Annotated in this window: 17 protein-coding genes; 10 read left to right on the top strand and 7 right to left on the bottom strand. The window is 71.4% G+C overall.

Annotation, left to right across the window (positions count from 1 at the left end):
- Positions 1–880: 880 nt before the first annotated feature.
- The 8 genes from rpmH to FYW99_RS05425 all read left to right on the top strand — a co-directional run bounded on the left by rpmH (position 881) and on the right by FYW99_RS05425 (position 6,460).
- Complete coding sequence (gene rpmH, locus FYW99_RS05390) at positions 881–1,024, top strand: 50S ribosomal protein L34 (RefSeq protein WP_013155858.1); 144 nt, start codon at positions 881–883, stop codon at positions 1,022–1,024.
- A gap of 94 nt (positions 1,025–1,118) precedes the next feature.
- On the top strand, positions 1,119–1,592 hold the full coding sequence (gene rnpA / locus FYW99_RS05395; protein WP_150250869.1) for a ribonuclease P protein component: 474 nt from the start codon (positions 1,119–1,121) through the stop codon (positions 1,590–1,592).
- Complete coding sequence (gene yidD, locus FYW99_RS05400) at positions 1,589–1,903, top strand: membrane protein insertion efficiency factor YidD (RefSeq protein WP_026114436.1); 315 nt, start codon at positions 1,589–1,591, stop codon at positions 1,901–1,903. Before rnpA ends, yidD begins: the two co-directional genes overlap by 4 nt.
- A 28-nt stretch (positions 1,904–1,931) precedes the next feature.
- Entirely contained in the window at positions 1,932–2,876 is a 945-nt protein-coding gene (yidC, locus tag FYW99_RS05405) for a membrane protein insertase YidC (RefSeq protein WP_150250870.1), read from the top strand.
- A 137-nt stretch (positions 2,877–3,013) separates the two neighbouring features.
- On the top strand, positions 3,014–3,502 hold the full coding sequence (locus FYW99_RS05410; protein WP_017562922.1) for a Jag family protein: 489 nt from the start codon (positions 3,014–3,016) through the stop codon (positions 3,500–3,502).
- A gap of 333 nt (positions 3,503–3,835) precedes the next feature.
- The gene (rsmG, locus tag FYW99_RS05415) at positions 3,836–4,546 is read left to right on the top strand and encodes a 16S rRNA (guanine(527)-N(7))-methyltransferase RsmG (protein WP_150250872.1); all 711 of its coding nucleotides are present in this window, start codon (positions 3,836–3,838) and stop codon (positions 4,544–4,546) included.
- Between the two features lie 134 nt (positions 4,547–4,680).
- Positions 4,681–5,496, top strand: coding sequence for a ParA family protein (locus FYW99_RS05420; protein WP_017562920.1), 816 nt, complete (start codon positions 4,681–4,683; stop codon positions 5,494–5,496).
- Between the two features lie 28 nt (positions 5,497–5,524).
- The gene (locus tag FYW99_RS05425) at positions 5,525–6,460 is read left to right on the top strand and encodes a ParB/RepB/Spo0J family partition protein (RefSeq protein WP_190394562.1); all 936 of its coding nucleotides are present in this window, start codon (positions 5,525–5,527) and stop codon (positions 6,458–6,460) included.
- A 136-nt stretch (positions 6,461–6,596) separates the two neighbouring features.
- On the opposite strand, the gene trxA is transcribed toward FYW99_RS05425, so the two are convergent.
- From trxA to FYW99_RS05440, 3 genes are all read right to left on the bottom strand, one after another.
- Entirely contained in the window at positions 6,597–6,920 is a 324-nt protein-coding gene (gene trxA / locus FYW99_RS05430) for a thioredoxin (protein WP_061080799.1), read from the bottom strand.
- 99 nt (positions 6,921–7,019) lie between these two features.
- Positions 7,020–7,952, bottom strand: coding sequence for a thioredoxin-disulfide reductase (gene trxB, locus FYW99_RS05435; protein ID WP_061080800.1), 933 nt, complete (start codon positions 7,950–7,952; stop codon positions 7,020–7,022).
- A 284-nt stretch (positions 7,953–8,236) separates the two neighbouring features.
- Positions 8,237–8,713: a hypothetical protein gene (locus FYW99_RS05440; RefSeq protein WP_317846957.1), complete on the bottom strand. Its 477-nt coding sequence runs from the start codon at positions 8,711–8,713 to the stop codon at positions 8,237–8,239.
- Positions 8,714–8,892: 179 nt separating this feature from the next.
- Between FYW99_RS05440 and FYW99_RS05445 the strand changes: the two genes are divergently transcribed.
- Together FYW99_RS05445 and FYW99_RS05450 are read left to right on the top strand one after the other, a co-directional pair.
- The gene (locus FYW99_RS05445; protein WP_150250876.1) at positions 8,893–10,041 is read left to right on the top strand and encodes a sensor histidine kinase; all 1,149 of its coding nucleotides are present in this window, start codon (positions 8,893–8,895) and stop codon (positions 10,039–10,041) included.
- Entirely contained in the window at positions 10,038–10,751 is a 714-nt protein-coding gene (locus FYW99_RS05450) for a response regulator (protein WP_150250878.1), read from the top strand. The genes FYW99_RS05445 and FYW99_RS05450 overlap by 4 nt, the downstream gene beginning before the upstream one ends.
- A gap of 130 nt (positions 10,752–10,881) precedes the next feature.
- Here the strand turns inward: FYW99_RS05450 and FYW99_RS05455 are convergent, their stop codons facing one another.
- The 4 genes from FYW99_RS05455 to murJ all read right to left on the bottom strand — a co-directional run bounded on the left by FYW99_RS05455 (position 10,882) and on the right by murJ (position 16,143).
- A complete protein-coding gene (locus FYW99_RS05455; protein WP_150250880.1) occupies positions 10,882–11,793 on the bottom strand; it encodes a hypothetical protein in 912 nt (303 codons plus the stop codon).
- Entirely contained in the window at positions 11,790–12,416 is a 627-nt protein-coding gene (gene sigM / locus FYW99_RS05460) for an RNA polymerase sigma factor SigM (protein ID WP_150250882.1), read from the bottom strand. Before sigM ends, FYW99_RS05455 begins: the two co-directional genes overlap by 4 nt.
- Positions 12,417–12,438: 22 nt before the next feature.
- Positions 12,439–14,079 carry a protein kinase family protein gene (locus FYW99_RS05465; protein WP_150250883.1) on the bottom strand — a complete coding sequence of 547 codons (1,641 nt, stop codon included), beginning with the start codon at positions 14,077–14,079 and terminating at the stop codon, positions 12,439–12,441.
- A gap of 279 nt (positions 14,080–14,358) precedes the next feature.
- Positions 14,359–16,143, bottom strand: coding sequence for a murein biosynthesis integral membrane protein MurJ (gene murJ, locus FYW99_RS05470; protein WP_150251184.1), 1,785 nt, complete (start codon positions 16,141–16,143; stop codon positions 14,359–14,361).
- Positions 16,144–16,210 lie beyond the last annotated feature (67 nt).

Here is a 16,210-nt window from a genome sequence, read left to right on the forward strand (position 1 = left end):
GGGGGTGTGGTGGCCACGGCGGAGCCCGTGGCGTGTTGGTCGGATGGGCGCTCGCGGGGACCTGGGGTCGCAGGGAGCGACTTCCCATTGTCCTCCTCCCGCGGCGGTGCCGGGTCGGACCCGGGGGCGAAATCGGCTTCTTTGGGCGGGTATGTGCCTGTGGATAACTTCACTGCCCACAGAGCGGCGCGTCCATGGCCGCATCCCCGGTATCCACAGCTTCAGGACGTTGTCCACAGGTTTTCCACAGGCTTGTCCACAGGATGGCAGATCTGCGCGCGCGGCGCAGAGTTATCCACAATGTGCAGCTCAGAAGGTGTGAAAGAAGGCTGTTCCTGGTGGTGGGAGAGGACTGTCCGGCACAACGGGTGAGTTATCCACAGGCTGAGGTTATCCACAGGAGTCGGGGGGTGTGGAAGTCTCACACGCCTGTGGACAACGAGTTGTCCACAGGAGACCCACCCAGGGGGCGGGCCGAGAGGCGGGCGGGGAGCGCCCGGGCGGGGAGCGAGGCGAGGGGGTGCGAGCAGGTCGGACGCGAACCCGCCGCCCGCGTCCGCGCGGGGCAGGGCGGGTCACCCGTGGCGGGAGCGGCGGCACACCCCCCCACGCCAGCCACCGCCCGCACACGCGCGGGACAGGGGGTAGGGAGAGCCCCCGGGAGGACGTGGGAGAGGTTCCGAGGGGGCGTGCGGCCCCGCCGTCCACAGGCCCGATTTGACCCCGGCCGGACCAGGTCGTATCTTCTTTATGCTTATGCCGATGATCTGCCTGCGCCCGTGTCAGCACGGAGGCGCGGCCGCGGCTCATGCACCCGTAGGCCCCGCATATCCTGGGGGTCTGTCGTAGTACTTATCCTGACACGCCCCTGGAGCCAGTAGTGAGCAAGCGTACGTACCAGCCGAACAACCGGCGTCGCGCGAAGGTCCACGGCTTCCGGCTGCGCATGCGTACGCGCGCCGGTCGCGCCATCATCGCCTCGCGCCGTCGTAAGGGGCGCGCGGCGCTGACCGTGAGCCACTAGGCCACGCCCAGCACCAAGCCCTTCGGGACCGTCCGGCCTTCTCGCCGGCCGGTCCCTTTGTCGTGGGAGAAGTACCGAAGCACGAAGGAAGCCGATGCTCTCGCCGAGGAACCGGATGCGCCACAGCGCCGAGTTCGGCTCCGTCATGCGTTCGGGACGGCGCGCGTCCAGGGACTGCCTGGGCGCCGTCTACCTCCCTCCGCCCTCCGGTGCCGCGGACGCCGCCCCCCCGCGGGTCGGATTCGTGGTCAGCAAGGCGGTCGGGGGAGCGGTGGTGCGCAAGCGCGTGCAGCGCAGACTGCGCCACCTGATGCGGTCTCGGTTGGCTGTTCTGCCAAACGGTAGCCTGCTTGTAGTGCGCGCCCGACCCGCCGCCGCCACCGCGCGGCACGAGGACCTGGCCGCCCAACTCGACAGCGCGATCGCCGCGGCGATGCGCCCCCGCGGGACGTCGTCGCGCCGCCGGTCCGGCCGTGGCCGACCTCGGTCCCCGGAGGCGGATCCCGCGGTGCGTGAGACAGCAGGGAACCGACGCCCGGACGAGGGCGGAGAGCGGTGGGGCCGATGACCGAGCACAGACCGACGGTGTTCGCGCGCGTGTTGATCCTGCCCATCCGGGGTTACCAGCGCTTCATCAGCCCGCTCTTCCCCCCGGTCTGCCGTTTCTATCCCTCGTGCAGCGCGTACGCCGTCGAGGCGCTGCGCGTGCACGGAGCCCTGTACGGGTTGTGGCTGGGAACCCGGCGTATCGCCCGTTGCCACCCCTTCAACCCGGGGGGGCTTGATCCGGTTCCGCCGCCCAGGGGGCGCCGGAACGGGGAGTCCGAGGAGTCTGCGGGCGGAGCCGGCCACACCGGAACCCCTCCCGGGGACCAGTAGCTGAAGCGAATCACATAGGAGTTGGCCGGTGCTGGACTGGCTTTACAACATCGTCGGTTGGATCCTGGTCAGGATCCACGAGGGCCTGACCTTCATCGGCCTGGACACGGACAGCGGCTGGGCCTGGGGCCTGTCGATCGTCCTGCTCACCGTGCTCATGCGGCTCCTGCTGGTGCCGCTGTTCGTCAAGCAGATGAACACGCAGCGCAAGATGCAGGACATCCAGCCCAAGATCCTGAAGCTCCGCGAGCGCTACAAGCACGACAAGGAGCGCTTGCAGCGGGAGTCCATGAAGCTCTACCAGGAGAGCGGTACCAACCCGATCATGGGTTGCCTGCCGCTCCTCCTGCAGATGCCGGTCTTCTTCGCGCTCTTCAGCGTGCTGCGCAGCGTCGCCGAGGGCAACGCCCAGTACAACTTCACCCCGGAGCTGGTGGAGAGCGCGCGTGCGGCGCTCATCTTCGAGGCGCCCGTCGCGGCCCAGTTCAACAGCTCCCCCGAGGAGATCCTCGCGCTCGGTGCGACCGACCCGATCATGGCCAAGGTCATCATCGCCATCGCCTGCGTGATCATGGGTACGACGACGTTCCTCACCATGCGCCAGAGCATGAAGCGCAGCGTCTCCCAGATGCCCGACAACCCCATGATGCAGACCCAGAAGATCATGATGTACATGGCGCCCCTGTTCGGGCTCTTCGGTCTCATGATGCCCGTGGGTGTGCTGGTCTACTGGGTCACCTCCAACGTCTGGACCATGGGGCAGCAGCACTTCCTCTACCGCAAGCAGCCGGTCCCCGGCCAGGACGAGGCCAAGGCCAAGAGCGGTGCGTCCGCCAACGGTTCCGCCAAGGGCATGCTCAGCCGAAAGAAGGCGGCGGAATCCGCTCCTGAGCCGAAGGAACAGCCTAAGATCGAACGCAAGCAGCCGAAGAAGCAGTCGCGTTCCAAGCGGGCCGGTGGTGGTCCGCGCTAGGGTCCGCGGCTCCCGGCCGAGAAGGCGTTCGAGTGCGCAGGCGACACTGCCCCTGAGGCGTACGGCGGCCAGGGCGTGAGGGATGAGGAGACGGGATCGCTGTGGCAAGTAGTGAGGAAGAGAGCGGTGGCGTAGCGGTGGCTGAGGCGCCTGAGGCCGGAATCGATGTCGAGGCCCTGGAGAACGAGGGCGACATCGCGGCGGACTACATCGAGGGACTCCTCGACATCGCGGACTTCGACGGCGACATCGACATGGACGTCGAGGGCGACCGCGCGATGGTCTCCGTCGTCGGAGCCACCCTCGACGAGCTGATCGGGGAGCGGGGCGAGGTCCTGGAGGCCCTCCAGGAGCTCACCCGGTTGGCGGTGCACCGGGCCACCGGTGAGCGCAGCCGCCTGATGCTGGACATCGGCGGGTACCGCGAGGACCGTCGCAAGGTGCTCTTCCAGGTCGGGACGGACGCCGCCAACAAGGTCAAGGAGACCGGCGAGACCCAGCCGCTGGAGCCGATGACCCCGTTCGAGCGCAAGGTCGTGCACGACGCGGTGGCCGCCGCCGGTCTGCACAGCGAGTCGGAGGGTGAGGAGCCCAACCGCTACGTGGTGGTGCAGCCCGCCTCCTAGGCACGGACACCCCGGAGGGGGTGGCGATGTTTCACGTGAAACATCGCCACCCCCTCTTCCTGTGTCGGGCTCTTCCTCCTGTTCCCATGTCGGCATGTGGTTCTGTCGACCTCTCGCCATGTGTGGCCGGGCCGTCGAGGGGGAAGGCAGAATCGGGGGTCGCGGATGTTTCACGTGAAACCGCGGTGTCCTCCCGCGCGTAGGATTCAGGGTGGATCCCTTTTTCTCCGCGCTGCTGCGCGTCCCCCTTCGCCCACCGGTCCCGCCGTGTGCGCGGACGCCGTGGCGAACCGACATGGAAGTGATGATGGACGAGTTCACAGGTGGTGACCGATGACCTCGGGCACTGAGGAGCCCGGCGCCGCGCTCCCCGTCCCCCCGGCGGAGGCGGAGGCGGTCTTCGGCGCCTCCCTGCCGACGGCGCGGCGCTACGCCGAACTGCTCGCCGACGACGGGGTGCGCCGGGGGCTGATCGGTCCGCGCGAGGTTCCCCGCCTGTGGGAGCGGCACCTCATCAACTGCGCCGTCGTGGAGGAGCTGCTTCCCGAGGGTGCGGAGGTGGTGGACGTCGGCTCGGGCGCAGGACTCCCCGGCCTGGTGCTCGGCCTGCTGCGCCCCGACATCCGCATGGTGCTGCTGGAGCCGCTGCTGCGCCGGACGGTCTTCCTCAACGAGGCCGTGGAACTCCTGGAGCTGCCCAACGTGGAGGTGCGGCGCGGTCGCGCCGAGGAGGCGCACGGCAAGGTCCACACCGACTTCGTCACCGCCCGCGCGGTCGCCCCCCTGAGTCGACTCGCCGGGTGGTCCCTGCCCCTCCTGCGCGAGGGCGGCAGCCTGCTGGCGCTCAAGGGGGAGCAGGCGGAGGCCGAACTGGCGGCCGCGGAGAAAGACGTTTCGAAACTGCGGCCCAGCGTTAGCGATGTGATCAGGGTGGGGCGGGGTAAAGTCGATCCCGCTACCACGGTCGTTCGCGTCACGGTGACCGGTGGTCCGCCAGCGTCGAAGGCGCGCGGCGGCAAGAAGAAGCGCGGACGGAAGAGGTGAACTCCTTCGTGAACCCATCCGACAACCCCGGTGTTTCACGTGAAACATCCTCCTACGGAGACCTGCTCGATGTTTCACGTGAAACACCGTCCGGGGTTCCCGACACTCCGCTCGCCCGTGCGGCCCACGAGGCCATGGCGGTTCGCGGACCCGACGACATCTGGCCCCGGCCCAAGGACTGCCGGGTGATCAGTGTGGCCAACCAGAAGGGCGGCGTCGGCAAGACCACCACGACGGTCAACATCGCGGCCGCCCTGGCGATGCACGGACAGCGCGTCCTCGTGGTCGACCTCGACCCGCAGGGCAACGCGTCCACCGCCCTCAGCATGGAGCGCGACAACCAGACCCGGTCCATCTACCACTGCCTGGTGGAGGACGAGGAGATCCGCAAGCTCGCCCAGCCGGTCCCGGACATCCCCAACCTGTGGTGCGCCCCCGCGACCATCGACCTGGCGGGCGCCGAGATCGAACTGGTCTCGCTCGTCGCGCGCGAGGCCCGGCTCAAGCGGGCCTTCGCCGCCTACGACACCTCGGACCTGGACTACATCCTCATCGACTGCCCGCCCTCGCTCGGCCTGCTGACGGTCAACGCGATGGTGGCGTGCGACGAGGTCATGATCCCGATCCAGTGCGAGTACTACGCCCTGGAGGGTCTGGGGCAGCTGCTGCGCAACGTGGAGCTCGTCCAGTCCCACCTGAACCCGGGGCTGGCGGTCAGCACCATCCTGCTGACGATGTACGACGGCCGGACCCGGCTCTCCCAGCAGGTGGCCGACGAGGTGCGCTCGCACTTCAAGGACACCGTCCTGGAGACGCTGATCCCCCGGAGCGTCCGGGTGTCCGAGGCACCCAGTTACGGCCAGTCGGTGATGACCTACGACCCGGCTTCCACCGGCGCGGTGGCCTACCTGGAAGCCGCCCGGGAGATCGCCCACAGGGCCAAGGTCTGACAAGCGGAAGAGGAGTGTGGAGGTGCCGGTGAGCCAGCAGCGGCGCGGACTGGGCAAGGGACTGGGGGCACTCATCCCGCAGGGGCCGGCGGCCCCTGTTACCCCCGCCCCCGCCACAGAGGAGGAGACCCAGCCCGTCGAGCCACGGGTGGAAGCCCTGCCCGACGGGACGTACCTGGAGGAGGTCGAGCTCAGCTCGATCATCCCCAACCCCCGGCAGCCGCGGAAGTACTTCGACGACCAGGCCCTGGAGGAGCTGCGGGACTCGATCAGCGAGGTCGGCCTGCTCCAGCCCGTCGTCGTGCGCAAGCTGGAGGGTGAGGGCGGCCCCCGGTACGAACTCATCATGGGCGAGCGCCGGATGCGGGCCAGCAAGGAGGCGGGGCTCACCCGCGTCCCCGCCATCGTCCGGAGCACCGACGACGACGAGCTGCTCCGCGACGCGCTCCTGGAGAACCTGCACCGGCAGGAGCTCACCCCCCTGGAGGAGGCGGCCGCCTACAAGCAGCTGCTGGACGACTTCGGCGCCACCCACGGGGAGCTGGCCCAGCGGATCGGCCGGTCCCGCTCGCACATCACCAACACCCTGCGGCTGCTCACCCTCCCGCCGAAGGTGCAGACGCGCGTGGCCGCGGGCGTGCTCAGCGCCGGGCACGCGCGGACGCTGCTGAAGGTCGAGGACCCCGACCTCCAGGACCGGCTGGCCGCCCGGGTGGTGGAGGAGGGCATCTCGGTCCGCTCCCTGGAGGAGATGGTCGCCCTGCGGGAGGAGCCCGAGGAGGAGAAGGTCCGCCGCGCCCCCATCCGGACCGCCAACCCTCCCCAGGTCGAGGAGTGGGCGTCCCGCCTCTCCGACCGGCTGGACACCACGGTGAAGGTCAACATGGGCAAGCGCAAGGGCAGGATCGTCGTGGAGTTCGCGACGCACGAGGACCTGGAGCGCATCATCAGCCAGATGGGCTGACCCCCCCCGGCGGCGATGTTTCACGTGAAACACCGCCGCCGAGGGCCCCGGTACGGCGAAGGACCCCCGGATCCCAGGGATCTCGGGGGTCCTTCGCCGTACCGGCCGACAGAGGGACCGCGGTGCGGGTTCCGGGTTACAGGAACTCCGCGAGCTCCTTCTCCAGGAGGCGCTTGGGCTTGGCGCCGATGATCTGCTTGACGACCTCGCCGTCCTTGTAGAGGTTCATCGTCGGCAGGGAGAGCACGTTGTACGAACGCGGCGTCTCCGGGTTCTTGTCGGTGTTGATCTTGACGACCTCGATCTTGTCGCCGTACTCCTCGGCCAGCTTGTCCAGGACCGGGGCCATCTGCTTGCACGGGCCGCACCAGTCGGCCCAGAAGTCCACCAGGACGGGCTTGTCGCTGGAGAGGACCTCCTCCTTGAAGGTGGCGTCGGTGACGTGCTTGACAGCGGACATGGTTCTCCTTGGTTCGACGGATCCGGGACAGGGGGCAGAGAGGGGAGTCGGTGGCGGCGGGCCCAGGGCCCGCCTTCGGCCGGTGGCCGAGGGCCGCCTCTAGTTGCCGCGCGCGGCGAGGTAGCGCTCGGCGTCCAGGGAGGCGGAGCAGCCGGTCCCCGCGGCGGTGATCGCCTGCCGGTACTGGTGGTCGACGACGTCGCCCGCGGCGAAGACACCCTCCAGGTTCGTCCGCGTGGACGGGAAGTCCACCTTGACGTAGCCCTCCTCGTCGAGCTCGACCTGCTTGTCGAACAGCTCCACGCGCGGGTCGTGGCCGATCGCGACGAACAGCCCGGTCACGTCCAGGGTGCTGGTCTCGCCGGTCTGGGTGTCGAGCACCTTGACGCCGGAGACGCGCTCCTCGCCCAGGACCTCGGTGACCGCCGAGTTCCAGAGGAAGGTGATCTTGTCGTTGGCGTGCGCGCGCTCGGCCATGATGCGGCTGGCGCGCAGCTGGTCGCGGCGGTGGATGACGGTCACCGAGCGCGCGAACCGGGTGAGGAACAGGGCCTCCTCCATGGCGGTGTCGCCGCCGCCGACCACCGCGATGTCCTGGTCGCGGAAGAAGAAGCCGTCGCAGGTGGCGCACCAGGAGGTGCCGCGCCCGGACAGCTCCTTCTCACCGGGGACGCCCAGCTCGCGGTAGCCGGAGCCGGTGGCGAGGATGACCGTGTGGGCGAGGAAGGTCTCACCGCCCGCGACGACCTCCTTGACCGGCTTGGTCAGGTCGACGGCGGTGACGTCCTCCGGCACCAGTTCGGCGCCGAACCGCTCCGCCTGCTTGCGCATGTGGTCCATGAGGTCGGGGCCCATGACACCGTCGGGGAAGCCGGGGAAGTTCTCGACCTCGGTGGTGTTCATCAGCGCGCCGCCGGCGGTGATGGAACCCTCGAACACCAGGGGTCGCAGTTCGGCACGGGCGGCGTACACGGCGGCGGTGTACCCCGCCGGTCCGGAACCGATGATGATGACATTGCGGACGTCACTCACGCTCGTTGGCCCTTCACACAGTCGCTGCCCTGGCCACGCCGTGTGACCTCAGGGGAAGATGGTTAGCACAACCGATGGTAGGCGCAGGGCATTCCCTTCGGAACATCGCCCCAGGTTACGGGGGCGGGGTATGCACCACGGGGCCCGTCGCGCGCCTCCCGGGCCCCCGGCGGAGGAGCCCGCCGACGGCCGGACGGCGTCCGCGCGGCTGCCCGGGACCCCCGGCAGCCGCGGGAGCGGTAGGGGTTCCCAGCGGCGCGACCCCGGGTGCGGCCCGGAAGCCCTCAGGATCCCCGCTGGCGGACGTCCAGGGCCCAGCGCACCCCCAGGGCGATCACTCCCGCCACGAGCCCCCACAGGGCGTTCAGGGCCAAGGCCGCGACGAAGCCGAACGGGCCGGTGAGCGGCCCCCGGAGTTCGCCCGGCATGACCGGGGACAGGACCGCGCTCACCACGATCGAGAACACGGCGTGGGCCAGCCCCGTGCACACCAGCGTGAGCAGCGGTCGCGGAACACGGGTGACCACCACGGCGGCCACCCAGGCGACGGTGACGAGGACGGCCGTCGCCGCCCAGAGGAGGAGGGGCCGGTCCAGCGCCCCGGCGGCGCCGGTGACGTCGACCAGGGGGCGCAGCAGGGCGAGCGCCCCGAGGCCCAGCACCAGCGACCACGCGATCCCGGAGAGCGGGCCGTCGGCGGCGGCGCTGTCGGCGGAGGGCGGCTGCTGGCGGTCCACGGCTACCTCACGGACTCGGGACACGGGCGAACACCCGGGACGGAGAAGAGGTGTCCGACACTAGGGACCCGAACCCCGGACGCGCGTCCGCGCACGGTTCCGGGCGGCTACGCGCCGCGTCCCCGGCGGCCTACGTCCGGACGCGTAGCGGCGCGGTCCTCCGGTCCCGCGCCGATCCGGGGCCGGGTCCGTAGAATCGCCGCATGCCCAGTGACCGCCGGGGCGTCGTGGTCGACGCGCTCTTCGGGTTCGCCGTCTTCGCCGTGGTGGCGATCGCGGTCGCCTCCGACGTCAGCGACACGGGGAACCTGTCGCTGGGGTACGGGGTGGCCGCGGTGCTCGGCACGCTCATGCTGGTCCGGCGCCGCTGGCCGGTCGCGGTCCTGGCGGCCACCTCGGTCCTGGTCGTCGCCAACTACGTGCTCCAGCTGCCCATCATCGGCCTGGCCGTCCCGGTGGCCGCCGCGCTGTACTCGGCGGCGGAGGCGGGCCGCACCCTGTGGTCGGTGGTCCTGGCCTCAGCGCTGGTCCTGGTCTCCACCTCCACCCGGTTGCAGGAGGGGCAGGACCCCGCCTACCTCCTGGGGTACGAGCTGCCGACCACGGTGGCGGTCATGGGCGCGGCCACGGCCCTGGGCCACGTGCAGTGGCAGCGGCGCCGGGCCGAGCACCAGCGCGTGCGGATCGAGGTCCTCGACAGGCAGGCGCGCGAGTCCGAGGCGGCCGAGCGCCTGGCGCTCGAACGCACCCGCATCGCCCGCGACCTGCACGACGCCGTGGGGCACCACCTCTCCGTGGTGTCCCTGCACGCGGCGGTGGCCGCGGAGGCCCTGGGGGACGACCCGGCGGACGTGCCCGTCGCGCGCGCCGAGCTGGACCACGTGGCGCGGGCGTCGCGGGCGGGCCTGAGCGAGCTGCGCGCCACCGTGCGCGCGCTGCGCGGGGCCGACCCGGGCGACGACCGGGTCTCCTCCCTCGCACACCTGGACGAACTGGTGGCGACGGTGCGCGCGGCCGGGGTGGACGTGGAGGTGACCGGGGTCCCCGCTCCAGGCGAGGTGCCGGGGATGGTGGACGCGACCGCCTACCGGATCGTCCAGGAGGCGCTGACGAACACGCTGCGCCACGCGCGCGCCCCCCGGGCGCGGGTGGCCTTCTCCAGGAGGGACGGGATGCTCGAGGTGACGGTGACCGACGACGGGACGGCAGCACCGGCCCAGTCCACGGGAGGCAGCGGGCTGGCGGGGATGCGCGAGCGGGTGCGCCTGGTCGGCGGGACGGTGGAGGCGGCGCCCCGCCCCTCCGGAGGGTTCGGGGTGCGCGCGCTGCTGCCGATCGGGGGAGACCGGTGATCCGGGTCCTGCTCGTGGACGACCAGCCCCTCGTGCGCACCGGGGTGCGCGCGCTGCTGGAGCGCGACGAGGGGATCGAGGTGGTGGCCGAGTCCGAGAACGGTCGCGAGGCGCTCGTGGACATCGACCGCCACCGCCCCGACGTGGTCCTGCTCGACCTCCAGATGCCCGCCATGGACGGCCTGGCGGTACTCCGCGAACTGGAGTGCCGCGGCGGCGGCCCCGCGACCGGGGTCGACAGGTCCACAGGTGCACATGTCGACACGTCGACGGCCCGCGGGGTCCGGGTGGTCGTGCTCACCACGTTCGGCGAGGACGACAACGTGTTCACGGCGCTGCGGCTGGGCGCCTCCGGATTCCTGCTCAAGGACGCCGGTCCGCGGCAGCTGCGGGACGCGGTCCGCACGGTGGCGGCGGGGGACGCGCTGCTCTCGCCGGGTGTCACCCGCAGGGTGATCGAGCGCCTCGCCGCCACCGCGGTCGCCCCCGGGAGCGCCTCCCGGCTGGACGTGCTCACCGACCGCGAGCGCGACGTGCTCGCCCTGGTCGGCCGCGGCATGTCGAACCAGGAGATCGGCGCCGAGCTGCACCTGAGCCCGGCGACCGCGCGCACCCACGTGGGCCGCGTCCTGGCCAAGCTCGGGGTCCGCGACCGGGTCGGCCTGGTGGTGGTCGCCTACGAGACGGGCCTGGTCCGCCCCGGCCGGTGAGCGCACGCCCATGGGCGGCGGGCGGGCCTCGCTCCCACCCCGTCCCGGCGACATGTCGACACACCGCCAAGGAGACAAGGCGTCAAGGAGACACGGAGCCCTGGGGAGGGGAGGGCGGGCCCCGGGGCGCTCAGGGACCCGTCACGGTCTCCTGGTCGAGCACGTTCTGCCCGGGGTCGCCGCCCCGCCCGCAGGCCGGGTCGACCACGTACACCTCGAACCGCTCGCCCCGGGGGGAGAACAGCACCCACGCGGGGGAGCCCCCGTCGCCGTAGTGGGCGTCGTCGACCAGGGTGAAGTGCCCGCCGAACTCCTCGCCGAGGAGCACCACGCACTCCTGCACGCCGGGGGGCGCCGCCTCGACGGCCAGGGGCGCGGTGTCCGCGCCTCCGCCGGGCTCACCGTCACCCCCGGGGCCGCCCACGGGGGACAGGTCGAGTGTCCGGGCGGCCTGCTCGGCCAGGGCCGCCTCGGTGTAGACGGTCTCGCTCCGTACCACCTGCGGCATGTAGGACTGCGCCGTGTCCGGGGCGTTCTCCGGGCCGTTCTCGGCCAGCGGGGCCGCGACGCCGCTCTCCCCGTTCTGGCCGCCCGGAGTGAGCACACCGTTGAACAGGGCCGCGCCGCCGCCTCCCACGACGATCGCCGCGGCCGCGGCCAGCATCATCAGCCGGGGCGCGCTGAACCTGCGCCCGGTGCGGGGGCGGCGCGTGAGAGGGGTCACCGTGGCGCCGCCGGACGCAGGGCCGACTCCGGCCGGCGACGGTTCGGGGCACGGCGCGGCGCCCGCGTCGGCGGGAGTGCCCGCCGCGCGCTCGCGCACCGCCTCCGCGACGCGCTGGTCGAGGAGGTCGGCCACGTCCCGGGGCAGGGCGGGAACCGGTGCGGCGGCCAGCGCCTCGGCCACCCCGGTGAGTTCCCCCAGGGTCGCCGCGCAGGTCGCGCAGGTGTCTATGTGGACTGCGACGGTGCGTTCCTCGTCGGGCTCCAGGAGCTCCTCGGCGAAGAAGGCGAGTGCCTCCGCGTCTGGATGGGACGTCACGATGGGTTGGCACCTCCTCTCCCAGTTGTGACGTCTCCGGCCTGTCGAGGGTTCCTCAGATGGGCCAGCGACGGGAGAAGTCTGGCGCGACCTCGCGCACACCTGCTCTTGACCGTCCCCGACGCCACGCCGAGGATCTGCGCGGCCTCCTCCACCCGGTAGCCGAGCATGTCCACGAGGGTCAGCGCCATGCGCTGGTCCAGCGGGAGCAGGTCCAGCGCGGCGTTGACGTCCAGGCGCGTCTCGGTCTGCGAGGCGTGGTCCGGCCCCCCTCCCGCGCGGCCGAGCCGGTCGTTGGACATGACGTCCAGGGTCTCGTCCTCGGTCGGGGTGGCCGGTCGCACCTTGCGGCGGCGCAACCGGTCGTGGCAGGCGTTCACCACGATCCGGTGCAGCCACGTGCTCACCTGCGCCTCGCCGCGGAAGCGGTCGGCGGCGCGGAACGCGGACAGGAACGCGTCCTGGAGGGCGTCGGAGGCCTCCTCGCGGTCGCCCATCATGCGCACGGCGACAGCCCAAAGGCGCTCGCGGTGCCGACGCACCAGGACCGCGAAGGCCTGGTCGTCGCCCTGAGCGTGCCTCGTCAACAGCTCCCGGTCAGGAAGCTCCTGGACCGCGTCCATCAGTACCCGATCACGTACCCCGCTACTCGACGCCCCGTACCTCGGCCTCGTAGACCGTCCCCCTCCACTCGCCGGACCCGGCCAGTTCGGTGAACCAGACCACGACGTAGCGGGCCTCGACCGGTTCGTCGAGGGAGACGACCTGGGAGCCGCCCTCGCCCGACCCGACGACCTCGTAACCGTCCTCGCTGTCCGAGTCGGACTCGCCGGCCAGGATCTGGAACTCGTAGCCGCTGCCGCCGAGGTTGAGGTCCACCTCGTGGACCTCGTGGACGGCGCCGAGGTCGAGCTGGAGCCCGACACCGGGCTTGATGTCGCTGAGCGGGTCCCTGTAGCCCTGGGTGTTCCACTCCGTGGTGGGGTCCCCGTCGTGGGCGCGGCCCGCCTTGTCCGAGTGCTCGTCGGTGTTGCCGTGCGGGTTGAGGCCGCGTGCCCCCTGGATCTCCAGCGGGCTCAGCTCCACCTGCCCGCCGTCGTCCGACGCCTGCTCGCCGCCGCCCTCGGGCGGGGCCTCCTCGCTCCCTCCGGAGCTGAACATCGTTCCGACCGTCCAGGCACCGACGACCACACCGGCGAACAGCACCAGGGCCGCCACGCCGATGAGGATCTTCCGGAGCGAGGGCTGCGTGCGCGCGGTCCGCTGCTCCATCCGGGAGGGGGCCGACCGCTCACGGATCTCGGAGCCGCCCCGGACGGAGGCTCCGCCCCGCGAGGCGGAGCCCGCTCGTCCGACGGAACCGTGACGGGACTCCTGGTCCTCCCGCGCGGACGCGCCGCCGCCCCGGGAGTTGCGGGCGCCGCGGCGCGGGCCGGTGCTGTCGAACTCGCCGGTGCGCCGGGACGTCCCGGGCACGGGCGGGGCCGACTCGGCCTGGGTGACGGGCAGGGGGATGAGCCGGGGCACCTCGGCCATGGCCGCGCAGAAGTCGGCCGGCGAGGTGATGGGCGGTCCGGGCACCAGCTGCCCCGCGAGCTGCGGCAGGGCGGCGCGCGTGGTGATGGTGCCCAGGGGTTCGGTGACGCCCTGGCGGATGTGGTGGGGAGGGTAGGGGCCCGCGGGTCCCTCGGGTGCGGCGGGCAGGCCGCTCTGCGGGCCGCCGGGCCAGTGCCCGGTGAGCGCCGCGTAGAGCAGGTTGCCCAGCCCCTGGGCGTCGGTGGCCGCGGGGTCGGGGTTGCCGGCGCCCAGCAGGGCGGCGTCCACGCCGATGCCGGTCACCTTGACCGCGCCGCCGCTGCTCCACATGAGCTTGCTCGGGGTCAGGCACAGGTGGTGCAGGCCTCCGGCGTGCGCGGCCGCGATCGCCTCGGCCGCCTCGGCGACCAGTCCGGCGGCGCGCTCGGGTTCCATGGGGCCCTGCGCGAGGAGGTCGGTCAGGGAGGAGCCGATGACCCACTCCTCGACCACGTAGGGGACGGGGGAGGAGTCGTCGGCGTCGAAGACCTGCGTGACGCGGGCGTCGGGGATGCGGCTCGTCGCTCGGGCGGCGCGCACGACCTCGGAGGTGCGCGGGAAGCCCTCGGCGAAGGTCCACACGGCCACGGGACGCGCGAGCGTCTCGTCGGTGGCCTTCCAGCGTGTGGCGCCGCCGGTCTCGCTCACCACTTGGTCGAGGCGGTAGCGGTTGGCCAGCTTCGCACCGGGTTCGATGAGGAAGGTGCTCATGATGGGAGTGACGGGTGCCAGTGCCGTGGTTTCGCGTGCGTCCGTGTTCCCTGGCCGTCTGCGGACCGGAGCGGTACGGGGTGCGCGCGAGGGGTCCGTCGGCCCTGCCTGCTGTCCCCAGCCTCCCTTCGGGCAGTTCGGTTGAACAATGCGGTAGCGGTAAAGCGATGCCTGTCCATGCTAGGACGCGTGAACAGCATCTTCGGAGGACAACGGATACTCGGCCACCTTCCGGTGCGTAACGGAGCGGGTCCGCCCAACATCAGCTATTCCTGGTGATCAGCGGCGTCGCAACCGGGTTTTGAGCAAATCGAGGAAGGATGTGACTTCTGTCACATTCAGGAGCTTTGCGGTCACCACGAACAGCACGGCTCCGACGACGCCTCCCGCCGCCATCGCCGCCAGACCCGGCCAGACCTCGCCCGGCAGGTCCCGGAAGAGGTAGATCATCGCCACCCCGAAGGCCGCCGAGGGGACGGCGGCCAGGTGCAGACGGAGCAGCGTGGCCGCGGTCCGGCGCCCGTCCAGGCCGTTGAGCCGCCGGTGCAGCATGGACCACATGACGACGGAGCCGACGATGTAGTACAGGCCGTACGGTACGGGAAGCCACACCACGACGTGCTGCGGTTCCACAAGGAACAGCAGGCCGATCGCCGTGGTCGCGTGGGCGATCTCGGAGGGGATCGACACCAGGGCCGGGGTCCGGGTGTCGCCCAGAGCGTAGAACACGCGCATCTGGAGTTGGAAGAGCGTGAACGGGATCAGCATCACGCAGAAGACCATGAGGATGCGCCCGATCGCGGCCGCGTCCTCCGCGCTCGTGCTGCCCTGCGCGTAGATCAGCACGCAGAACGGGATCGCGAAGACGATCATCGCGACCGAGAGCGGAGCGATCAGCACCGAGGACAGCCGGAAGCCGCGCGAGAAGTCGCTGCGCACCTGGTCCTTGCGGCCCGCGGCGACGTGCTCGCTCATCCTGGGCAGCAGCGCGGTGATCACCGAGACCGCGATGACCGCGTACGGGAGCTGGAAGAGCATCGACGCGAACTTGTACGCGGCGATGCCCGCGCCGGAGTCGAAGCCCGCCTCGGCGGACAGGGCGCCCGCGCGGGTGGCCACGTTGGTGGAGACCAGCGCCCCCACCTGCGCGACGACGATGTAGAGCATCATCCACGAGGCGGCTCCGGCCGCCTCGCCCAGGCCCGAGCCCCGCAGGTCCAGGCGCGGGCGCCAGCGGAAGCCCGCCGCGGCCAGCGCCCACACCAGGACGGCGGCCTGGACCACCTGCCCCAGGGCCGTGCCCAGCCCGAGCAGCATCAGCTGGCCGTCGGTGACGGTCTCGGGGGTGCGCCCCGGACCGGCGAGGTTCAGGAACCACACGCAGACGCCGATGATGACCACGTTGTTCAGCACCGGGGCCCACATGGGCGCGCCGAACCTGTTGCGCGCGTTGAGCATCGCGCTGGCCAGCCCGCTCGCGCCGATGAAGAAGATCTGCGTGACCAGGTACCGGGCCAGGACGACCGAGACCTCGTACTGGGCCCCGGAGAAGCCGCCCGCGTAGATGCGGATGAACCACTCCGCGACCAGCACCGACACCAGGGTGAGGGCGAACAGCACCAGCAGCATCAGGGTGACCAGGCGCTGCTCGACGCCGTTGCCCCCGTCGGCGTCCAGCTTGCGCCGCTTGACCAGGAACGGCACGAACACGCTGGCCAGCAACCCGCCGATGAGCAGGTCGTAGACCATGTACGGGACCATGCCCGCCGTCTGGTAGGCGTCGCCCAGCAGCTGGGTGCCGATCGCCGCCGCCAGGATGATGGTGCGCACGAACCCGGTGACACGGGAGACGATGGTGCCCAGCGCCATGATCGCGCTCGACCGGGCGAGGTTGCCCGGCGCCGTGTGGGAGGTACCGCCGATCTCGTCGCCGTCCTCCAGGCGGTCGGCGGTACCCACGTCACCGATGTCGCTCGGATCCCGGAGCGTGCGCAGTCCGGTCTCGGGCTCGGTGCCCGGCTCCTCGCGCTCGTAGGTGTCGAGCACGTCCTCCGGCATCACCATGGCGGTCCGCCGCCGGGGTCGGTCCCCGTCGGGCGGATCGGCGTCCCCGGGGAACGTCCGCTGAGGC

Source organism: Nocardiopsis deserti (assembly GCF_008638355.1).
In the GTDB taxonomy this organism is placed as follows: Bacteria; Actinomycetota; Actinomycetes; order Streptosporangiales; family Streptosporangiaceae; genus Nocardiopsis; species Nocardiopsis alborubida.